The sequence below is a fragment of the Syntrophotalea sp. genome, assembly GCF_050253115.1.
In the GTDB taxonomy this organism is placed as follows: Bacteria; Desulfobacterota; Desulfuromonadia; order Desulfuromonadales; family Syntrophotaleaceae; genus Syntrophotalea; species Syntrophotalea acetylenica.
In genome coordinates this window covers 1-20,528 of the sequence record NZ_JBFWJQ010000042.1, presented here as the reverse complement: position 1 = coordinate 20,528, position 20,528 = coordinate 1, and the positions used below count along the sequence as shown (strand labels likewise).

At 58.5% G+C, this 20,528-nt stretch carries 20 protein-coding genes; 13 read left to right on the top strand and 7 right to left on the bottom strand.

Features of this window, described 5'->3' with window-relative positions; all coding sequences use genetic code 11:
• The 6 genes from AB7E65_RS06420 to mdh all read left to right on the top strand — a co-directional run.
• A partial coding sequence (locus AB7E65_RS06420; protein ID WP_428745487.1) for a diguanylate cyclase occupies window positions 1-287 on the top strand: 287 nt, incomplete at its 5' end.
• Between the two features lie 182 nt (window positions 288-469).
• Complete coding sequence (gene hisS, locus AB7E65_RS06415) at window positions 470-1,723, top strand: histidine--tRNA ligase (RefSeq protein WP_428745486.1); 1,254 nt, start codon at window positions 470-472, stop codon at window positions 1,721-1,723.
• A 117-nt stretch (window positions 1,724-1,840) separates the two neighbouring features.
• Complete coding sequence (aspS, locus tag AB7E65_RS06410) at window positions 1,841-3,631, top strand: aspartate--tRNA ligase (RefSeq protein WP_072285651.1); 1,791 nt, start codon at window positions 1,841-1,843, stop codon at window positions 3,629-3,631.
• A gap of 260 nt (window positions 3,632-3,891) precedes the next feature.
• Window positions 3,892-4,611, top strand: a complete 720-nt coding sequence (locus AB7E65_RS06405) for a DUF4398 domain-containing protein (RefSeq protein ID WP_072285652.1) — start codon at window positions 3,892-3,894, stop codon at window positions 4,609-4,611.
• Between the two features lie 145 nt (window positions 4,612-4,756).
• Window positions 4,757-6,154: an NADP-dependent isocitrate dehydrogenase gene (gene icd / locus AB7E65_RS06400; protein WP_428745485.1), complete on the top strand. Its 1,398-nt coding sequence runs from the start codon at window positions 4,757-4,759 to the stop codon at window positions 6,152-6,154.
• 58 nt (window positions 6,155-6,212) lie between these two features.
• Entirely contained in the window at window positions 6,213-7,169 is a 957-nt protein-coding gene (gene mdh / locus AB7E65_RS06395) for a malate dehydrogenase (RefSeq protein WP_072285654.1), read from the top strand.
• 48 nt (window positions 7,170-7,217) lie between these two features.
• Here the strand turns inward: mdh and AB7E65_RS06390 are convergent, their stop codons facing one another.
• On the bottom strand, window positions 7,218-7,499 hold the full coding sequence (locus AB7E65_RS06390) for a winged helix-turn-helix transcriptional regulator (RefSeq protein WP_428745488.1): 282 nt from the start codon (window positions 7,497-7,499) through the stop codon (window positions 7,218-7,220).
• Window positions 7,500-8,069: 570 nt separating this feature from the next.
• On the opposite strand from AB7E65_RS06390, the gene nifJ reads away from it, so the two are divergent.
• The 6 genes from nifJ to AB7E65_RS06360 all read left to right on the top strand — a co-directional run bounded on the left by nifJ (window position 8,070) and on the right by AB7E65_RS06360 (window position 15,311).
• Complete coding sequence (gene nifJ, locus AB7E65_RS06385; protein WP_428745484.1) at window positions 8,070-11,612, top strand: pyruvate:ferredoxin (flavodoxin) oxidoreductase; 3,543 nt, start codon at window positions 8,070-8,072, stop codon at window positions 11,610-11,612.
• Window positions 11,613-11,708: 96 nt separating this feature from the next.
• A complete protein-coding gene (purE, locus tag AB7E65_RS06380; protein WP_072285657.1) occupies window positions 11,709-12,209 on the top strand; it encodes a 5-(carboxyamino)imidazole ribonucleotide mutase in 501 nt (166 codons plus the stop codon).
• A gap of 353 nt (window positions 12,210-12,562) precedes the next feature.
• On the top strand, window positions 12,563-12,754 hold the full coding sequence (locus tag AB7E65_RS06375; protein WP_145926336.1) for a 4Fe-4S binding protein: 192 nt from the start codon (window positions 12,563-12,565) through the stop codon (window positions 12,752-12,754).
• Window positions 12,755-12,784: 30 nt separating this feature from the next.
• A complete protein-coding gene (locus tag AB7E65_RS06370; protein WP_072285659.1) occupies window positions 12,785-13,918 on the top strand; it encodes a 2-oxoacid:acceptor oxidoreductase subunit alpha in 1,134 nt (377 codons plus the stop codon).
• A gap of 2 nt (window positions 13,919-13,920) precedes the next feature.
• Window positions 13,921-14,736, top strand: a complete 816-nt coding sequence (locus tag AB7E65_RS06365) for a 2-oxoacid:ferredoxin oxidoreductase subunit beta (RefSeq protein WP_072285660.1) — start codon at window positions 13,921-13,923, stop codon at window positions 14,734-14,736.
• 23 nt (window positions 14,737-14,759) lie between these two features.
• Window positions 14,760-15,311 (top strand): 2-oxoacid:acceptor oxidoreductase family protein, encoded by a 552-nt coding sequence (locus AB7E65_RS06360; protein WP_072285661.1) that lies wholly within the window; start codon window positions 14,760-14,762, stop codon window positions 15,309-15,311.
• Window positions 15,312-15,343: 32 nt separating this feature from the next.
• Here the strand turns inward: AB7E65_RS06360 and AB7E65_RS06355 are convergent, their stop codons facing one another.
• On the bottom strand, window positions 15,344-16,297 hold the full coding sequence (locus AB7E65_RS06355) for a class 1 fructose-bisphosphatase (protein ID WP_072287967.1): 954 nt from the start codon (window positions 16,295-16,297) through the stop codon (window positions 15,344-15,346).
• 153 nt (window positions 16,298-16,450) lie between these two features.
• On the opposite strand from AB7E65_RS06355, the gene AB7E65_RS06350 reads away from it, so the two are divergent.
• A complete protein-coding gene (locus tag AB7E65_RS06350; protein ID WP_072285662.1) occupies window positions 16,451-16,813 on the top strand; it encodes a hypothetical protein in 363 nt (120 codons plus the stop codon).
• A gap of 69 nt (window positions 16,814-16,882) precedes the next feature.
• Here the strand turns inward: AB7E65_RS06350 and AB7E65_RS06345 are convergent, their stop codons facing one another.
• The 5 genes from AB7E65_RS06345 to AB7E65_RS06325 form a co-directional block, all read right to left on the bottom strand.
• A complete protein-coding gene (locus AB7E65_RS06345) occupies window positions 16,883-17,107 on the bottom strand; it encodes a hypothetical protein (RefSeq protein ID WP_072285663.1) in 225 nt (74 codons plus the stop codon).
• Window positions 17,108-17,386: 279 nt separating this feature from the next.
• Window positions 17,387-18,133, bottom strand: coding sequence for a TorF family putative porin (locus AB7E65_RS06340; protein WP_072285664.1), 747 nt, complete (start codon window positions 18,131-18,133; stop codon window positions 17,387-17,389).
• 68 nt (window positions 18,134-18,201) lie between these two features.
• The gene (locus AB7E65_RS06335) at window positions 18,202-19,554 is read right to left on the bottom strand and encodes an ammonium transporter (RefSeq protein WP_320360706.1); all 1,353 of its coding nucleotides are present in this window, start codon (window positions 19,552-19,554) and stop codon (window positions 18,202-18,204) included.
• 36 nt (window positions 19,555-19,590) lie between these two features.
• On the bottom strand, window positions 19,591-19,929 hold the full coding sequence (locus AB7E65_RS06330) for a P-II family nitrogen regulator (RefSeq protein WP_072285666.1): 339 nt from the start codon (window positions 19,927-19,929) through the stop codon (window positions 19,591-19,593).
• A gap of 402 nt (window positions 19,930-20,331) precedes the next feature.
• The coding region (locus AB7E65_RS06325) for a hypothetical protein (protein WP_428745483.1) at window positions 20,332-20,528 on the bottom strand (197 nt) is incomplete at its 5' end.

Here is a 20,528-nt window from a genome sequence, read left to right as displayed (position 1 = left end):
ATGAATTTACCGGCTTTCTGGTCGAAACGGGCAGCGAAGGGGCAGCGGTGGTGGCCGAACGTATCCGCCAGTGCATCCAGAATCATACCTTCTTCGCTGAAAGCGACACCCCCGCAAAGATTACCGCGACCGTGGGCTATGCCACCTACCCCTGTGACGCCGGCAGTAAAAAGGAACTCATTCACCTGGCCGATAAAGCCATGTACGAGGGTAAAAAGTGCCGCAATGCGGTGAGGGGAGCCTGGCAACTGGCGGAAACGGAGGATCCCCCGGTCGACCCGGAATGAACCTCCGGCCGTCGCGGCCGCCACGCGCATTCGCTTTATGCGTACATCTACCCGCTCGCCATGGCGCCGGCGGGTCTTCTATTGCCGCCGGCCCGCTGTTAGCCGTTCCGGATACAGCCGCCGCGGCCATGAAACCATGAACGAAGGGACATAACGTTGTGAGCATTACGGGAATCAAGGGAATGAACGATATCCTGCCAGGCGAAGTCGAAACCTGGCAGTTTCTTGAAAGCGAAGCCCACCGCATCTTCCAGTTGTACGGCTTTGCCGAGGTGCGGGTGCCGGTGGTGGAAAAAACCGAACTGTTCTGCCGCTCCATCGGTGAAACCACCGATATCGTGGAAAAGGAGATGTACACCTTCAGCGATCGCAGCGACAACTCCCTGACCCTGCGGCCGGAAGGCACGGCTCCGGTCATGCGCGCCTTCATCGAACATAAACTGCACACGCTGGATCCCGTATCCAGGCTCTATTACATGGGGCCCATGTTTCGTTACGAACGCCCCCAGAAGGGACGCTACCGCCAGTTCCACCAGATCGGCGTGGAGGCTATCGGCGTTGACGACCCCATGATGGACGCCCAGATCCTGGCCATGCTCGACCACTATTTCGAAGCGGTCGACATCCGCAATGTCGAACTGCATATCAACTCTCTGGGCTGCAAGCAGTGCCGTCCCCGCTACCGGGAAACCCTCACCGGCTACCTGGAAAGCCGCCTGCGGACCCTGTGCGCGGACTGCCAGCGGCGCTACCTGACCAACCCGCTGCGGGTGCTTGACTGCAAGGTTCCGGCCTGTCAGGAAGCTACGGTCGATGCGCCGTCGGTACTGGATCTTCTGTGCGACGACTGCGACACCCATTTCCGCCAGCTTCAGGCCCATCTGCACAAGCTCGGCATTGTTTTCACCATCAATGCCCGCATGGTCCGCGGCCTCGACTATTACACCAAAACCACCTTCGAGATGGTCACCAATCAGCTCGGATCACAGAATGCCGTGGCTGCCGGCGGGCGCTATGACGGGCTGATCCAGGATCTGGGCGGCCCGGCCCTGCCAGGCATCGGTTTTGCCATGGGCGTCGAAAGGCTGGTCCTGATGAAGGGCGATCAGCGCATCGCGCCACCCCGTCCACAGGTTTTTCTGGCCGCCCTGGGCGATGCCGCAACCGACGAGGCCTTCGCTCTCATGACCCGCCTGCAGCGGCTTGGACTGCGCGCCGAAATGGCCTTTGCCGGCAAGAGTCTCAAGGCGCAGATGCGCCGCGCGGGCAAACTGGGCGCCCGCTTTGTCCTGATTTTGGGCGATGAGGAACTGGCTTCGGGCCAGGCGCAACTTCGTGACATGGACGACGGCAGCCAGACGCCCATTGCCCTGGAGGGCATCGGGCAGGCCCTTGCGGCCCGCTGCCTTGCCGGGCCCGCAACGGGCAGCCGATAACCGCTTGACGATTTTTGGCGACACCCTTTATAATTTGCAATTCGCTTTCTTCAGGATCGCGACACGCATGTGCCGTGCTTTTCTGGTATTACTTTTTGCATGACCAAGGAGATGAACTTGATCGACATTCTGGGTGATTGGAAAAAAAGCCATTTCTGCGGCGATCTCCGTGCCGCCGACATTGGCAAGGAAGTCTGCCTCATGGGCTGGGTGCAGCGTCGTCGCGACCATGGAGGCCTGATCTTTATCGACCTGCGCGACCGCCAGGGAATCGCCCAGCTGGCTCTCGATCCCGACCGCGATCCGGAGGCTCACGCCAAGGCGGAAAAAGTGCGCAGCGAATATGTGGTCGCGGTCCGCGGCATCGTGTCCGCACGTCCCGAAGGCACCGTGAACCCCAAGATGGCTACCGGCGAGGTCGAAGTGGAGGTCAAGGAACTGCGGGTTCTCAACAGTTCCGAAACGCCGCCTTTCATGATCGAGGACCATGCCGACGTCGCGGAAAACATCCGCCTCAAGCATCGATACATCGACCTGCGACGCCCCGGCCTGCAATCCAATCTGATGTTGCGTCACAAAGTGGCGCAGATCGTGCGCACCTATCTCAACGATAATGGATTCATCGAGATTGAAACCCCGGTTTTGACGAAAAGCACGCCGGAGGGCGCCCGCGACTATCTGGTGCCGAGCCGGGTGAACCCCGGTATGTTTTACGCCTTGCCGCAATCGCCCCAGTTGTTCAAGCAGCTGCTTATGGTGTCCGGTTTCGACCGCTACTACCAGATTGTCAAATGCTTTCGCGATGAAGACCTGCGCGCCGATCGGCAGCCCGAATTCACCCAGATCGACTGCGAATTGAGCTTCGTCGACCGGCAGGATATCATGACCATCATGGAGGGCATGATCGCCAGGGTGTTCCGCGATACGCTTGGCATCGAACTGCCGCTGCCGATGCCCCGCATCACCTACACCGAAGCCATGGCCCGTTTCGGGGTCGACAATCCGGACATGCGTTTTGGCCTGGAACTGGTCGAGATCTCCAACATCGTCAAGGACTGCGGTTTCAAGGTCTTCGCCGAGGCGGTGAAAAAAGGCGGCATTGTCAAACTGCTCAACGCCAGGGAGTGTGCATCCTTCTCCCGCAAGGAACTCGACGATCTGACCGAGTTTGTCAAAATTTACGGCGCAAAAGGGCTTGCCTACGTCAAGGTCCAGGAAGACGGCTCCTGGCAGTCTCCCATCACCAAATTTTTTACCGACAAGGAAATCGCGCTCATCGATGAGGCCGCCGACGCGAAACCGGGCGACCTGTTGCTGTTTGCCGCCGACACCTGCAAAGTGGCCAATGAATCCCTGGGGCGTCTGCGTGGCCTGCTTGGGCAGAAACTGGGGCTGGCCCGCAAGGATGACTTCCGTTTTGTCTGGGTCACCGACTTTCCGCTGCTCGAATGGGACGGCGAAACCCGCCGTCACGTGGCGGTGCATCATCCCTTCACCGCTCCTTTGGATGAAGATGTCGCGCTGCTCGACGGCGATCCCGGCAGCGCGCGGGCCAAGGCCTACGATCTGGTCCTGAACGGATCGGAAATCGGTGGCGGAAGTATTCGTATCCACAACCGGGAAATACAGAACAAAATGTTCTCCCTGATGGGGATTACCGCCGAGGAAGCCGAGGAAAAATTCGGGTTTCTGCTCAATGCCCTGAGTTACGGCGCACCGCCCCACGGCGGCATCGCTTTTGGCCTCGACCGCCTGATGATGATCCTGACCGGCTCGGAATCCATCCGGGACGTTATCGCTTTTCCCAAAACCCAGAAAGCCACCTGCCTGCTGTCGGAAGCGCCCGGCGCAGTGGATGACAAGCAGCTGCGGGAGCTTTCCATCCGGCGCGCGGCACGCACAAATTAGCTCGTATCCATCCGGAAACTCCGGATGGATACAGCGTAGTTTTCATATGAGAAACGAGCAATTTTTCGTTGTGGCAAGGAAATCAAGGGTTTGTGCCGAGGCGTACATCGGTACGCCGCACAAGCAAGCCTGCGGATTGACGCCGCCACGGCGGAAAAGGGCCGTTCCCGGATGAAAACCAGCTCGGAGATTTGCATTGATCGGGGATCGCTCGCCCTGAAGCAATCCTGCCTTGATTGCACAGACGACGAAAGTGGACTATGCCACGGCTGATCATATTTTTGCTGGCTCTGCTTTTCCTGACGGGGGGCTGCGTAGCCCCCCCGCTGCAGGAATTGCAATCCGCGCGTTCCGCCCTGGAAGAAGCCCTGGCCGCTGAAGCCCCGGTACTGGCTCCCAACGCGTATCAGGCGGCCCAGGATGCCCTGCGGGACGGCGAAGTTCTGGTACAGGATAAAAAATACAAACTGGCCAGGGAAATCCTCCCCTTTGCCGAAGCTCATGCGCGCCGCGCGATTCTGCAGGCCCAACGGGAACAGGCCGACAGGGAGCTGCAGAAAATCCGCGCCCAGGAACTGATGCGCACCGCGCAGTTACCCAACGAACCGGTACGAGAACCGACTCCTCAAACCCGCAAGGCCATCATCGCCCGGCCTGCGGCTCCACCGGCAGCGGCCAGGCCCAAAGCCCGCCCTGCCCCCCCGGCAACCTACCACGTCGGCGGGGGGGAAACCCTGTGGACCATTGCCGCACAGCCGGACATCTATGGCGACCCGTTGCTGTGGCCTTTGATTTACCAGGCGAACCGCGACCAGATTCGCGATCCACGGCAGGTCTACCCTGGCCAATCCCTGACGATTCCCCGCAAGCTGTCCGAGGATGAAAAAAAACTGGCTCGGGAAAAAGCTCTCAAATCCAGGATCTTTCCTGTCGGACCGGCGCCCCGCGAAACGGGGGCGCCGGCCGGGCCTCCAGGCTGAGCTGCGCCGAGCCCGGCAGCAGACAGGAACACGACCTCCCGAAAAACAGACCTTGACAGGTTTCGCGCCTTCTGTAGACTGACCGGACCGTATACTTCATGAATCCTCCGTCGGGAAACATCGTCACTGCGCGAAGGGAACGAACATGCCCTACCAACATGTCACGGTACCGGAAGGTGAAACGATCCGCTTCAGGGATGGGCGACTGCTGGTTCCGCACAACCCGGTTATCCCCTTCATCGAAGGTGACGGTACTGGGCCGGACATCTGGCGGGCCGCTGTCAGGGTTTTGGACGCCGCCGTAAACAAGGCTTATGCCGGCAGGCGCCGCATCGCCTGGATGGAAGTCTACGCCGGCGAGAAGGCCTTCAATATGGGGCTCGGCTGGCTGCCGGCGGAAACCCTGCAGGCTTTCGACGCCTTTCGGGTCGGCATCAAAGGCCCTTTGACCACCCCTGTCGGCGGCGGCATCCGGTCGCTCAACGTGGCCTTGCGACAAGAACTCGATCTGTTCGTCTGCCTGCGGCCGGTGCGTTATTTCGAAGGCGTGCCGTCCCCGGTAAAAAAGCCCCGGGATGTGGATATCGTCCTGTTCCGTGAAAATACGGAAGACATCTATGCCGGCATCGAATGGGCGGCCGGCAGCAGGGAAGCGAAACAGGTCATCGATTTTCTGCGGCAACGCATGCATGTCACCAAAATTCCATGGCCCGACAGCAGCGGCATCGGCATCAAGCCGGTTTCCCGCGAAGGCTCCGAACGCCTGATCCGCGCCGCCATCCAGTACGCCATCGATTACAAGCGCCGCTCCGTGACCCTGGTCCACAAGGGAAACATCATGAAATTCACCGAGGGGGCGTTCAAACAATGGGGCTACGAACTGGCCGCCCGGGAGTTTCGCGAGCAGGTGGTGACAGCCAGGGAAAGCTGGATTTTGGCCGCCGGGGATGAATTTCCGGATTCCGACCATGCACGGATCTCCCGCATGATCGACCCCGGCTACGATATGATGACTGCGGAACAGCAGAAAGCTGTCCGCGACGAAGTCGCCGCGACTCTCGACACCCTGATGAAGACCCACGGGCGGGGGCGGTGGCGCGACAAGATCATGATCAAGGACACCATTGCCGATATCGCCCTGCAACAGGTTCTGACCCGCGCCAGTGAATTCGACGTGATCGCCACACTGAATCTCAATGGCGACTACCTTTCCGATGCCCTGGCCGCCCAGGTCGGCGGTATCGGTATCGCGCCCGGAGCCAACATCAACTACCAGACGGGTCACGCCATTTTCGAGGCAACCCACGGCACCGCCCCAAAATACGCCAACCTGGACAAGGTCAACCCCGGGTCCATGATCCTCTCCGGCGCGTTAATGCTGGAGCACCTCGGCTGGAAAGAAGCCGCCGGGATGATTGTGCAGGCGCTGGAAAAGACCATCAGCCAGAACCGGGTGACTTACGATTTCGCGCGCCTCATGGACGGCGCGATTTTGCTGAAATGTTCCGAATTTGCCACAGCCATGATCGAGAACATGAATTGAATGCATGATGCGGTGCGGCGCTTTGGCACCGGCACCGGATTTCATTGGAGGGAACTACATGACGAAACCGAAAATAGCCCTTGTCGGAGGTGGCCAGATCGGCAACGCCATTGCACACCTTGCCGCCATGCGGGAACTTGGCGACGTGGTCATGTTCGACATCAAGGAAAACCTGGCGCGCGGCAAATGCCTCGACATTGCGCAGGCCGCTCCTATTTCGGACTTTGACGTACAACTGAAAGGATCCGATGACATCGCGGTGATTTCCGGCGCCGATATCGTGGTGGTGACCGCCGGAGTGCCGCGCAAGCCGGGCATGAGCCGCGAAGACCTGATCGAGATCAACGCCCGCATCATGGCCACGGTTGCCGAGGGGATCCGCACCCATGCACCGGATGCGATTGCCATCGTGCTGTCCAATCCGCTGGACGCCATGGTGACCCTGTGCCAGAAGATCACGGGCTTTTCGACCAATCGGGTCATGGGAATGGCCGGGGTGCTTGACTCGGCACGCTTTGCCTTCTTTATCGCCCGGGAACTTGGCGTTTCCGTCCGCGACGTCAACGCACTGGTGCTCGGCGGCCATGGGGATGCCATGGTTCCCATCGTGCGATTCGCCAATGTCAACGGCATTCCCGCCCTTGAACTGCTGAAACACAAATTTGGCAGCGAGGAAAAAGCCCACCAGATCATGGCATCCCTGGTCGCGCGCACCCGCGATGCCGGAGGCGAAGTGGTGGAATTGCTTCAGACCGGCAGCGCCTTCGTTTCGCCCGCGACCAGCGCCGTGGCCATGATCGAAGCCGTCATTCACGACCAGAAACGGCTGCTGCCGGTATGCGCCATGCTTGACGGTCAGTTCGGTGTCAGCGGTTATTATGTCGGCGTGCCCTGCATTTTGGGGGTTGAAGGCGTGGAGAGAATCATTGAATTCGAACTGACGGCGGACGAACGCCGGCTGCTCGATCATTCCGTGGGCGAAGTTCGCAAACTGGTCGACAACCTGCCCCTGTAACCAACAGGGGCAGATCCTCGCCGCACCTCCACACGGTTGGCAGGCGCCTCAGGTTTTGGCCTTGACCCTGGAGCGGGCCCGGCCCATCTCCTCGGCCGAAAGCACCATGGACAGCAATTGGCCGACAGTGTGCTGCTGCTCCAATGGATGACGCAAAGGCAGATCGAGATTGATGCGATAGCTGTTACAGCGCCCCACCCGGTATCGTTCAAGGACCTGACTGTCAACCAGGTCCTTGATGATTTTCTGCGTGGCCCGCTCGGTAATGCCAACCTTCAACGCAACTTCCCTTAACACCATGCCCGGATTCCTCGCCAGACACAAAAGCACGTGAGCGTGATTATTCAAAAAAGTCCACTGCCTTTGCCCGCCGGCGAAACCCTCTCCGCAAGATCCAACATCTGCTTCTTTCAATAGCCGCCTCCCCTCAAAAACCCGGCCCCGATCTCACAATGGTTCCAAACGCTCGATTCATGGCCGGCTTGTACCCATCCGGAGCGCATCATACCACAACTCACCTGTAAATTTCCGCCGCTAAAAAGCCGTTATCCTCAAACAACCATGCTCCGTCGACCCAAACTCGGCCCTCACCACCGATCTGCCAGCAGCAGCCGTGGTGTGTCTTCATCGATTGCGGCGCTCCTGCGTAAAACACCGTATCGCGCAACCAGCACTTTAAAAATTTTCTTGACTCACCCGGTTAAGTTTAGGTAGTTTTCGAAACACGAATTTTTTTACGTAAAAAAATAATTACTACTTGTCTAACGGATTGTCAAGGGGCAGATCCGGGTTGCGGAAAATACCGGCTTCAAAGGGTTTTGCCAGCACAGCTGCCGCCGCTGCGCGGAAAACGCTGTTTGTGCGGACCGGCAAAGTTATCCATCAAGGAGATCAAAACGCATGATGCGACAGAAAGTTACCATCGACGGCAACACCGCCGCGGCGCACGTGGCACACGCTACCAACGAGGTTATTGCCATTTACCCCATAACGCCGTCTTCCAATATGGGGGAAATTTCGGATATCAAAAGCGCGCAGGGCGAAAAAAACATCTGGGGCACGGTACCCCTGGTGACGGAAATGCAATCGGAGGCCGGCGCGGCCGGGGCCGTCCATGGCGCCCTGCAGGCCGGTGCCCTGACCACGACCTTCACGGCCAGCCAGGGCTTGCTGTTGATGATCCCCAACATGTTCAAGATCGCCGGTGAGTTGACCCCGACGGTATTCCACGTTTCGGCACGGGCGATTGCCGCCCAGGCATTGTCCATTTTCGGTGATCATTCGGACGTCATGGCCTGCCGCTCCACCGGCTTTGCCATGCTTGCTTCCAACAACCCCCAGGAGGTGATGGATTTCGCCCTGATCGCGCAAGCTGCCACCCTGCGCTCACGCGTACCCTTCCTGCACTTTTTCGATGGTTTCCGCACTTCCCACGAGATCCAGAAGATCGAGGAGCTTACTTTCGACGACATGCATGCCATGCTCGACGAAGATCTGATCGCCGATCACCGCGCACGGGCCCTGTCCCCGGACCATCCGGTGCTGCGCGGCACCTCACAAAATCCGGATGTTTATTTCCAGGGACGGGAAACGGTCAACCGCTTCTACGAGGCCACTCCCGGCATCGTGCAGGAGCAGATGGATAAATTTGCCGGGCTCACCGGGCGTCAATATCGCCTGGTTGATTATGTCGGTGCTGCGGATGCCGAAAAGGTCATCGTCCTGATGGGCTCCGGCGCCGATACGGTGCACGAAACCGTCGATGCCATGAACGCCGCTGGCGAAAAGGTCGGCATGCTCAAGATCCGCCTCTACCGCCCCTTCCCCGCACAGGCGTTTCTCGAAGCGCTGCCCGCTTCCGCGCGCAAAATCGCGGTGCTGGACCGCACCAAGGAGCCCGGCTCCCTCGGCGAACCCCTGTACCTCGATGTGCGCGCCAGCATCGCGGAAGCCACCATCAGCCGGACCATTCCGACCATTGTCGGCGGCCGCTACGGTCTCGGGTCCAAGGAATTCACCCCAGCCATGGTCAAGGCCGTCTACGACAACCTGGACGTTGCCGATCCAAAAAATCATTTCGTCGTCGGTATCGAGGACGATGTTTGCGGCACCAGCCTCCCCGTCGATACATCCTACCGGAACGACGCCTCGGGGATTTACTCGGCTATCTTCTACGGGCTCGCCTCCGACGGCACCGTCGGCGCCAACAAGAACTCCATCAAGATCATCGGCGACCTGACGGACAACCATGTGCAGGCCTACTTCGTCTACGACTCCAAAAAAGCCGGCACCATAACGACCTCCCACCTGCGCTTCGGCAGGACCCCATTGCGCGCACCGTATCTGGTCAGCGATGCCGACTTCGTCGCCTGCCACAACTTCACCTTCCTCGAGAAGTGCGACATGCTGGCCAAAGCCAAACCCGGCGCGATGTTCCTGCTGAACTCCCTGTTCGACACGGAAACGGTCTGGAGGCAGCTCCCCCGCGAGGTTCAGCAGCAGATTATCGACAAAAACCTGCGGCTGTTCGTCATCAACGCCGTGGACATCGCCGAAAAGATCGGCCTGGGCGGGCGCATCAACGTCATTATGCAGACCGCGTTTTTCAAGATCACCGGCATCCTGCCCATGGATTCGGCCCTGGAAGCCATCAAGGATGCGATCCGCAAAACCTACGGCAAAGCCGGCGAAAAAGTGGTGGAAATGAACTGCCGCGCCGCCGACGCCGCCCTCGACAATATCGCCGAGGTAAGCATCCCGGCCACGGCCGACAGCGCCCTGAGCAAACCGCCGCTGGTGACCCCCGGGGCGCCGGCCTTCGTGCAGAACGTGGTCGCAACCATCATCGCCGGCCAGGGCGACAGCCTGCCGGTATCGAGCATGCCGGCGGACGGCACCTTCCCCACCGCCACCTCCCGCTATGAAAAACGCAACATCGCCCTGGAAATCCCGGTGTGGGACGCGCACCTGTGCGTCCAATGCGGTCTGTGTTCCTTTGTCTGCCCCCATGCGACCCTGCGCATGAAGATCTACGATGCCTCCTGCCTGAGCCAGGCACCGCAAACCTTCCGCGCCATCGATGCCCGCGGCGCGGAATTCGCCGGGGGAAAATTCACCCTGCAGGTAGCTCCCGAGGATTGCGTCGGCTGCGGCATCTGTGTCGACGTCTGCCCCGCCAAAGACCGCCAGAATCCGTCCCGCAAGGCTCTGAGCATGCAATTCAAGGTGCCTCTGCGCGAGCAGGAAGCCACCAACTGGGATTTCTTCATGGCCCTGCCCGAAACCGATGTGGCCAAGATCAAGCGTGACACCCTCAAAGGCAGCCAGTTGCTGAAGCCGCTGTTCGAATTTTCCGGTGCCTGCTCGGGCTGCGGCGAGACCCCTTACCTCAAACTCATGTCGCAGCTGTTCGGCGATCGTGCGCTGATAGCCAATGCCACCGGCTGTACCTCCATTTACGGCGGCAACCTGCCGACCACCCCCTGGGCCACCCGCGATGACGGCCGGGGCCCGGCCTGGTCCAACTCGCTGTTCGAGGACACCGCGGAATTCGGCTTCGGCATGCGTCTGGCGGTGGATAAGTTCAGCGAAGCCGCCGGCGAACTGCTGGCCCAAGTTATCGCATGCGACTGTGCCGGCTGCCCGGCCGACAAGGAACTGTTACTGGCCATCCGGGATGCCGACCAGTCCTCTCAGACGGGTATCGAGGAACAACGGGCCCGGGTCGCGCAGCTCAAACAGATGCTTGCCAATTGCGACGACCCGGCCTCGAAACGTCTCGCCACCCTGGCCGATTATCTGGTGAAAAAATCGGTATGGTGTGTCGGCGGCGACGGTTGGGCCTACGACATCGGCTACGGCGGTCTGGATCATGTCATCGCCACCGACAGAAACGTCAACCTGCTGGTCCTCGACACGGAAGTCTATTCCAACACCGGCGGGCAGGCCTCCAAGTCTACCCCCCTCGGCGCTGTCGCCCAGTTTGCCGCCGGCGGCAAGAACATGCCCAAAAAGGACCTCGGGATGATGGCCATGTCCTACGGTACCGCCTACGTGGCCAGCGTCTCTTTGTCCAACCCGGCCCAGACCATCAAGGCGTTCATGGAAGCGGAGGCTTTTGAGGGCCCATCCATCATCATTGCCTACGCCCACTGCATCGCCCACGGCATCGACATGACCAAGGGGATCGATTCGCAGAAAAAAGCGGTCGCCTGCGGTCACTGGCCCCTGTACCGCTACAACCCGGAGCGGGCCGCGCAGGGCCTGAACCCACTGCAACTCGACAGTAAGGCGCCGACCCTCTCCTTCGAGGAATTTGCCGAGACCCAGAACCGCTTCAGGGCTCTGAAAAAGGTCAATCCGGATGCGGCGGAGGCGCTCATAGAGCGGGCCAACGCCTGGGCCAGACGCCGTTTTGCCCTGTACGAAAAACTGGCGAATTAATCAGAATTATCGTTTTTGCCCGGCCATGCCGCTCCTTCCGGGGCGGCATGGCCTCGCATCCCCGATCATTACTCTTCAAAAAATACAGGAGCATCCATGAGCCCCAAAGTACTGATCGTCATGGGCAGCGATTCAGACTGCCCGGTACTCGAAGAAACCGCCAAAATCCTCGAACAATTCGCCATTCCCTTTGAAATGCGCATCGCCTCGGCGCACCGTTCACCGCGCAAAACCGCTGATCTTGTCGAAGCGGCCGCCGGTCGCGGCATCCAGGTCATCATCGCGGCCGCCGGCCTGGCCGCCCACCTGCCCGGAGTCGTGGCGGCCGGCACCATCCTGCCGGTCATTGGCGTCCCCATGGGCGGCGGGCCGCTGAACGGCGTCGACGCGTTATATGCCATTGTCCAGATGCCCGCGGGCATCCCCGTTGCCACCACGGCCATCGGCAGGACCGGGGCCCGCAATGCCGCCCTGCTTGCAGCACAGATCCTTGCCTTGAGCGATCCGACCCTGTCAGAAAAATTGCTGGCATTCCGGGAGCGGATGGCCTGCGAGATCGAAGAAAAGGACCAAAAACTCCAGCGGCGCGACAAATAACCGGAAAAAACGGCGATGTCCCCGGCCAGCTGTTCTGCCCTTTCCGGATATTTACTTGCCGGCCTGGCTTGGAGCTGATCCGGTGTCGCCTCGGCATCCATCAATACGTTTTTTGCACCCCGGCGCTGCTGAACCGGGCCGAGTTGGCTGTCAATCTGGCCACGATTCCCAAAGCTCCCATAAACCCCGCCGTCTGACTCACCGGCAGTTTCTGCCCGCCCACCCCAAAGAAAAAATTTGCATTCGGTCAGGACAAACATGATAGGATGGCCGATGGTTTTTTATGAATAATGAGCGGCAGGGTGTAATATCTGCTGCCGCATCGGTTAATGATTGACAAGGAGAATCCGGGAATGAGTACCCCACGCTTGGAAATTATTGAATCATACTGCAAGGGATGCAGCATCTGTGTGGAATTTTGCCCCACCAATGTCCTGGAAATGGACGGTTTTCTGGTAAAGGTCGTCAGGCCGGAAGCCTGTATCGGGTGCATGCAGTGCGAATTGCGCTGCCCCGATTTTGCGATCAGAGTCCACAGGGATTGATGCTTTTTTGACTTGAGGAGGTCTGTCAAGGTGGCTAAAAAAATTGCTTTATTGCAAGGGAACGAAGCCTGCGCTTACGGTGCCCTCTATGCCGGCTGCAACTTTTTCGGCGGCTATCCCATCACCCCTTCAACGGAAGTGGCCGAGGTGATGTCCAGGGAATTGCCCAGAAACGGCGGCAAGTTCATACAGATGGAAGATGAAATCGGCGCCATGGCATCCGTGCTGGGGGCGGCGTTGACCGGCGCCAAGGCGCTCACTGCCAGCTCCGGTCCCGGCATCTCTCTGAAACAGGAACTTATCGGCTACGGATGCATCGCCGAGATCCCCTGCGTGATCGTCAACGTCATGCGCGGCGGGCCATCGACGGGAATGCCGACCGGGCCCAGTCAGTCGGATATCATGCAGGCCCGCTGGGGCACCCACGGCGACCACGCGGCGATTGCCGTGGCGCCGGCTTCCTGCCAGGAAATCTTCGCCGAGACGGTACGCGCCTTCAACCTTGCCGAAACCTACCGCATGCCGGTCCAGGTGCTGCTGGACGAAATCAACGGCCACATGCGCGAACGCATCGAACTGCCGGAGCCCGGCGACCTGGAAGTGATCAACCGTCAGACGCCCTCGGTGCCGCCGGACCAGTATCTGCCCTACGACCCGGATTTCGGCGACGTACCGCCGCTGGCCGCCTTCGGCTCGGGTTACCGTTTTCATGTCACCGGCCTGAACAAGGCGGCTGACGGTTTCCCCACCACCAAGGCCAAACTGGTCGATGCCGAGGAACGCCGCCAGATCCGCAAGGTGGAAGCCAACCGGGACAAGATCGAAAAGAATGAAGAATATCTGGTGGAGGATGCCGATATCATCGTCGTCGCCATCGGCACCATCAGCCGTTCGGCACGCAACGCCGTCAACCAACTGCGCGAGCAGGGCATGAAAGTCGGCCTGTTCCGCCCCATCACCCTGTGGCCCTTCCCCGAACGTCGCATTGCCGAACTCGCCGTCCGCTGCAAAACCCTCATCGTCCCGGAAATGAACCTGGGACAGATGATCCTGGAGGTCGAGCGCGTCATCCGGGGCGCCTGCGCCCTGTATGGCATAGGCCGGGTGGACGGGGAGCCGATCACTCCCTCCCAGATCATTGAAAAAATCAAGGAGGTCTGCTAGCCATGGCATTCGATTACGACAAATATCTGCGCCCCGGCAAACTGCCACATATCTGGTGTCCGGGCTGCGGACACGGCATCATACTCAAAGGGTTGCTGCGGGCCATCGACGCCTGCGGGCTGGACAAGGACAATACGGCCATCGTATCCGGCATCGGCTGTGCCAGCCGGCTGCCCGGCTATGTCGACTTCAACACATTGCACACCGCCCACGGCCGCGCCGCAGCCTTTGCCACCGGCATCAAAATGGCCAAACCGGAAATGAACGTACTGGTGGTTGGCGGCGACGGCGACGGCGTCGCTATCGGCGGCAATCATTTCATTCACGCCTGCCGCCGCAATATCGACATGACCTATATCCTCTGCAACAACTTCATCTACGGCATGACCGGCGGCCAGTTCTCGCCCTGCACACCTACCGGCGACCGTGCATCAACCACCCCTTACGGCAACCCCGACCCGGTATTCGATATCGGCAAACTGGCGATCGGCGCGGGAGCATCCTTTGTGGCCCGCACCACGTCGTTTCACGCCACGCAAATCGACAAGCTGATCGCCGAGGGCATTCGTCACAAGGGGATGGCCGTCATCGAGGTCCTCGATGACTGTCCGACCACTTACGGGCGCCGCAACAAATTCCGCTCGGTGGTTGACATGATGAAGCGCTTCAAGGAACTGGCAGTGCCCGTGGCCAAAGCCGCCAGCATGTCCAAAGAGGAACTGGAGGGTAAGATCGTCACCGGCATCCTGCATCAGGAACAACGCCCGGAATACTGCGAACAGTACGCCGAAGTCGTAAAGCGCGCGCAAAAATCCTGACCTGTACCGAGAAAGGAAAAACCATGTCCACACGCTATGAAATACGCTTTTCCGGTGCCGGCGGACAGGGGCTTATCACCGCGGGGATCATCCTTGCCGAAGCTGCTTCCATCGTCGAGGACCAGCATGCCGTGCAATCCCAGAGCTACGGTCCGGAAGCCCGCGGCGGCGCCTCCAAATCCGAAGTCATCATTTCCGACGGCCCTATCGACTACCCCAAGGCAACCATGGTGGATGCCTGTCTGGCCCTGACCCAGGAAGCGGCAGACCGATATGCCGACACCATCAAGCCCGGAGGCTTGCTGCTGCTCGATGCCGACTTCGTCAAAAATCCGCCGGCGGGCGATTTCAAGATTTACCGTTTCCCTATCATCAACACGGCGAAAACCGACATTGGCCGCGCTATCGTCGCCAATGTCGTCGCCCTCGGCGCCATGGTCGCCCTGACCGGCATCGTCAAGCGCGAGTCGGGAGAAGAAGCGGTGCTGCGCCGGGTTCCCGAAGCTTTTATGGATCTCAACAAAAGAGCTTACAACGCCGGTTATGACAAGGTCAAAGCCCTGCTTGACGACTGAACCGGAACGGGGACCTTGCGGTCCCCGTTTTTTTATCCTTCCTCCCGGATGCAGGCCTCCGCCATGGCCACATCATCCCTGCAACCGCAAAAAAACGGGCTGCGTTCGTCGAACTTTTGCGGCACCAGATCGAGGATGCGCTGCCGGCCGTTGGAAGCCGCGCCACCGGCCTGTTCCATAAGAAAAGCCATGGGGTTGAGTTCGAACAGCAATCGCAGCTTGCCTTGCGGCGCATTCTGCAGATGCGGATAGAAAAAAACCCCCTTGCCTTTCATCAGAATCTGATTGAAATCCGGCACCAGACCACCGCTGTAGCGCAATTTGACGCCATTGGACTCCAGTTGGCGAACGAACTTGTCGGTTCCGGGCGTATAAAGGCTGCGCAGACCGCCGGGTGCGTAAATGGAGGCTTTGGGCTCCATGCGGACGTTGCGGCGCAGCAGGGTATATTCCATCAGCTGATTCATGCCGAACTCGTGGACCCCGTGTCCCGTCGTATAAACCAGGGTGGTTCTCGGGCCGTAGAGGATATACAAAGCGGCCACCTGTTTGGTGCCGGGCTGCATCAGATCACAGCCTCTGTAAATGGAGACAATGGTGCCCACCGCCAGGTTGACATCCACCAGGGAGGACCCGTCGAGGGGATCGTAGGCCACCGAAAAATTACCGGTACGGTGCGGAGCGATAAATACGATATCGGCGGTCTCCTCGGACACCACATTGCTCACCACGCCCGACTGTGCCAGGCGTTTGCGTAAAATACGATCGGACAATACATCGAGAGCCAGTTGCTGCTCGCCATAAAGATTGGAGGTACCTGCCACCCCCAGGTCGCCGGTGCGGATCGAATTGATAATATATTTGGAGGCTTCGGCGATTTCGCAAATCAGGTGAATGAGCTGCTCATCCTCACCGTCTTCCCGCAGATAACGGCGCAGATCGATCTGAAACTTGGTTTTTCCTGCCTGCCCTGCAGTTGCTTCCATGTTATGATCCCCCATGAAAATTGGAATAAGCGGCATGGCGCCGTCCGGCGTGGCCAATAAGGCAACCGCGGCGGCCGGACATCTTGACGTGTCTTTCCGGGATGTTAATATTTTTAACATATTATCAATGATTGCCAAACCTTGGAGGTTGTCATGAACGAACAAAACGATTCGGGCGAAAAGAAAAAAACCACCACCGAAAAAATCTGGGATTCTACCCGCAAAACCCTCCACATTGCTTCGTTTCAGGCCAACAGATACAAGCGCATCGTGCAGAAAAAGGTTGATCTGGCGACCATTCACCGCAAAATCGCGGCAGCCCATAGCGACCTTGGCAAGGAGATCGATGAACTGCGGGAAAACGGCATTGTCGCCATTATGGAAAATGACGCTGTCACCCAACTGCTGGAAAAGCTCGATGACCTGAAAAACCGGGCAGCGGCGCTTGAAGGGGAGATCGAGACCATCAAAGAGGAAGAAGCACCGGAAGAGGAAGCGGAAAAAACCGAAGAATAGACGAAACAACGGGGAGTTCCCCACGGAACTCCCCGTTGTTTTCAGATCCGGGCAAATAACCCGCAACCATCACCGTACATGCTTGAGATGGCGCGGCACGCTATGCAGTCGGGAGTTTTTATGCTCCCGGTCCCAGCGACGCATGGAATCCTTTACTTCCACCTCGACATCGACCAGGTCGGAAGCATGGCGGTCCATGATTTCCAGGTCTTCATCCAGACACATCATGCGCCTCAAAATCTCGGCATTCGCCCGCTTCTGAGAAAACTCTTCCGTTTGCACCCGCTTCACCATAAATCCTCCCTGCTTGCGGTTATTTCGCGCTGCCGCCCCTGCGACAGCCACAGCTTTAAAACCCACCGGCACTTCGAGGATACTTAGAGTATAACACACGGATGATCCATCCGGATGTTCCTCCGGCAAAACATGTTGGCACCGACCGCGGCGGACGCAAACACAGTGACTCCCGAAAGAGAATGACCGGAAAAACCGCAAATTGGCACCGCCACGACGGAAAAGAGCTGATTTCGGATGAAAGCCACCTGCCCGTCGATGCATTGCCTGCAAAAACCGTCAGAAGGTATAGGTGATGTTAATACCGGCCAGGGTTTGCGTATCGATGTTGTTTTTGGCAGCGTCGCTGATTCCGGAGGAGTAGGAGAAAGAGGGGCTTAGCGTCAGTTGATCGGTCAGCGCGTAATCGAGACCGACGCTCAGTTCATAGTTGTGAAAACCGGAGTAATCGCGAACGAAACTCACCGCATAGTCGCTGTGCAGATTGTAACTTACCAGCGCGCCCAGGTTCATGGTGAGATCTTTCATCAGTTCAAAGGAGTGACTGATATCGAAAGTGAAGAACAACCCTTCTTCTTCACAGGCATCCCAATCCCAGTACATGCCGAGGGTGGGCGACAGCAGGGTGTTGATGGTGGCATTGACGAACAGTTCATTGGTGTCTTCGATGCCATCGAGCTGGTACCAGATATTTCCGACCGTCACGGAAAGCAACTCGCCGAAATCCTGGGCATAACTCAGGATGATATCGGTTTCGGTCACTTCGCCGGATTTATAGCCTTCGCCGGCATCGCTTTTGATCTGCCAGTTGCTCCAGTAACCCAGCGTCCAGCCATGACTCGAGAGATCGGCTCCGGCCTGGATCACAGGCATGCTGCCACTCAGATTGTGCCCACGCCACAAGTACTTGTCAAACACACCGACATAAACATCGCCTTCCACTTCAATCACTGCGGCGCCGGCCGAAACCGCCAGGGCAACGGAAACCACAGCCGCAACCAGCAAAGAAACGCTCCATCTTTTCATAACAGCTTCCTCCTTGACATGTTCCCGCCCCGGGTGGCCACAACGGCCGCCCGGGCACAGGGAAATCCTCATTGTTTGGAACCGTTCACGTTTTCCTGACCGGGGGCGAACACCGTGCCCAGGCGCACCGTCTGGAAGTCGGGATAGGCCGAGGCGCCGTGTTCGGTATAATCGAGGCCGGCCATTTCCTCTTCCCTTGAAACCCGCATGCCGATGACCAGATCGATAAGTTTGAACATGATCAGGCCGATGCCGAAGGCCCACAGAAAGCATGCGCCGATGCCGGTCAACTGTACGGCGACGGTCTTCAGAGAAAATCCGGCACTGTCGAACAGACCGGCCGCGAGAGTGCCCCAGGCGCCGCACACGCCATGCACGGAAACCGCACCGACAGGATCGTCGACCTTGATTCTGTCGAAAAACAGAACCGAGAACAGTACCAGCACCCCGGCAATGGCACCGATAATGACAGCCGACAGCGGCGTGACATTGGCACAGCCGGCGGTGATGCCGACCAGACCGGCCAGGGCGCCGTTCATGGTCATGCCGATATCGCTCTTGCCATACTTGAGCCAGGTGGCCAGCATGGCCATCGTGGCACCGGCAGCGGCGGCAAGAGTTGTGGTTACGGCGATAAGGGCGATGGAAGTGTCACCGGTAGTGGTGGAGCCTGGATTGAAGCCATACCAGCCGAACCACAGAATAAACACGCCCAAGGCTGCCAGAGGGATATTGTGCCCGGGGATCGGCTTGACCCTTCCGGATTTGTCGTACTTGCCGAGACGCGGTCCGACAACAATGGCCCCGGCCAGAGCCAACCAGCCGCCCATGGAGTGAACCACCGTCGACCCGGCGAAATCGATAAAACCAAGACCTTCCAGCCAGCCGCCGCCGTTGTAGAGACTGCCCCAGGCCCAGGAACCGAAAACGGGGTAGACAAACGCCGACACCAGGGCGGAGTAGGCCAGGTAGGCGCTGAACTTGGTACGCTCGGCAACGGCACCGGAGATAATGGTAGCGGCGGTGGCGGCGAAAACGACCTGGAACAGCCAGAAAGCATAGTTCCAGGCTTCGCCATCACCGCTGGCACCACTGAAGAAAAAGTCGGTGGTGCCGAAGAAACCATTGGTGGCGCCAAACATCAGGCCGAACCCCACCGCCCAGAAGGCGATAGCGCCCACAGAAAAATCCATCAGATTTTTCATCAGAATGTTACAGGCGTTTTTGGCGCGGGTAAAACCAACCTCCACCATGGCAAAACCGGCCTGCATGATGAAAACCATGAAACCGGCAATCATGGTCCAGACGAAATTAAGGTTATTCTGTACCGCATCGGCGGTAAGGGGTGCATCTTCGGCCCACCCCAGGGCCGGCAACGCCAGCAGCAAACCGGCGACCAGTATATTTGCCCGAATCTTCATAACCACTTTCCTCCTTGCTGTCTCGCCAAATGCGGCTTAAAGGGCTTCCGATCCGGTTTCTCCGGTACGGATGCGAACCACCTGTTCGATATCGTAGACGAAAATCTTGCCGTCGCCGATCGTTCCGGTCTGGGCGGCATCCCTGACAATGTTCACCACCTCTCCGACACGATCCGCCGGGATCACCAGTTCCACCTTGATTTTGGGAATAAAGTCGATCTGGTATTCGGCGCCACGGTAAAGTTCGGTATGTCCCTTCTGCCGTCCGAAGCCGCGAACCTCGCTGACCGTCATGCCGCTGATGCCTATGTCGGCCAGGGCCTCTTTGACGTCTTCCAGCTTAAAAGGCTTGATGATGCATTCAATCTTTTTCATGGGTATGTCTCCTTTGACGCCTCCGGCGAAGAGGTATGGGGTGGCGGATTTCCGGAAGACCCGCCACCAGCTGTAACAGGTCGGCATCGCCACACCTGCGCTCCCAAAAAGCATTTTCCCGAAAAATCGCGCGCGCTTGCCTATAGGTATCGCACAGGCCGTACCAAAAACTATTTTTTTGTGATTTCGACATGTTACAGATGTGAACAAACAAAGATGGCTTATTTTTTAAGCAAACTTGGCGAGGGAAACAGTGGCTGATTATTTTTTATCCAGTAGCCTTGCCATCAAAAACACATGCCCCGGCACGGTGCACCACACAAACAAACGGCAGGGGAATCTTGCCCCTGCCGTTTGAAACCACCCTGATTTTCGGAATGTTCTGGTAAAAAAACAAAATTTTCAGTTTTTATCGTTCTTCTCTTCGTTTTTTCCAAAACTCCTCAGCGTTTCGACCATCTGCAGCAGACGTTCGTTCACCATGAAATTCATGGTTCCCTCGGGCCAGCTGCCGTCTGCCTGCCTCTGGCCGGCAGGAATTCCTGTCAGGATTTCAAGACCGTCGTCGATATGATCAACGGCCCACACATGAAAGTTTC

Coding starts and splice junctions, on each gene's coding strand:
- AB7E65_RS06405 (WP_072285652.1), top strand. CDS start 3,892: ATGCCACGGCTGATCATATTTTTGCTGGCTCTGCTTTTCCTGACGGGG.
- AB7E65_RS06355 (WP_072287967.1), bottom strand. CDS start 16,297: ATGGAAGCAACTGCAGGGCAGGCAGGAAAAACCAAGTTTCAGATCGAT.
- AB7E65_RS06365 (WP_072285660.1), top strand. CDS start 13,921: ATGGCATTCGATTACGACAAATATCTGCGCCCCGGCAAACTGCCACAT.
- AB7E65_RS06330 (WP_072285666.1), bottom strand. CDS start 19,929: ATGAAAAAGATTGAATGCATCATCAAGCCTTTTAAGCTGGAAGACGTC.
- nifJ (WP_428745484.1), top strand. CDS start 8,070: ATGATGCGACAGAAAGTTACCATCGACGGCAACACCGCCGCGGCGCAC.
- hisS (WP_428745486.1), top strand. CDS start 470: ATGAACGATATCCTGCCAGGCGAAGTCGAAACCTGGCAGTTTCTTGAA.
- AB7E65_RS06345 (WP_072285663.1), bottom strand. CDS start 17,107: ATGGTGAAGCGGGTGCAAACGGAAGAGTTTTCTCAGAAGCGGGCGAAT.
- AB7E65_RS06375 (WP_145926336.1), top strand. CDS start 12,563: ATGAGTACCCCACGCTTGGAAATTATTGAATCATACTGCAAGGGATGC.
- mdh (WP_072285654.1), top strand. CDS start 6,213: ATGACGAAACCGAAAATAGCCCTTGTCGGAGGTGGCCAGATCGGCAAC.
- AB7E65_RS06335 (WP_320360706.1), bottom strand. CDS start 19,554: ATGAAGATTCGGGCAAATATACTGGTCGCCGGTTTGCTGCTGGCGTTG.
- purE (WP_072285657.1), top strand. CDS start 11,709: ATGAGCCCCAAAGTACTGATCGTCATGGGCAGCGATTCAGACTGCCCG.
- AB7E65_RS06350 (WP_072285662.1), top strand. CDS start 16,451: ATGAACGAACAAAACGATTCGGGCGAAAAGAAAAAAACCACCACCGAA.
- icd (WP_428745485.1), top strand. CDS start 4,757: ATGCCCTACCAACATGTCACGGTACCGGAAGGTGAAACGATCCGCTTC.
- AB7E65_RS06340 (WP_072285664.1), bottom strand. CDS start 18,133: ATGAAAAGATGGAGCGTTTCTTTGCTGGTTGCGGCTGTGGTTTCCGTT.
- AB7E65_RS06360 (WP_072285661.1), top strand. CDS start 14,760: ATGTCCACACGCTATGAAATACGCTTTTCCGGTGCCGGCGGACAGGGG.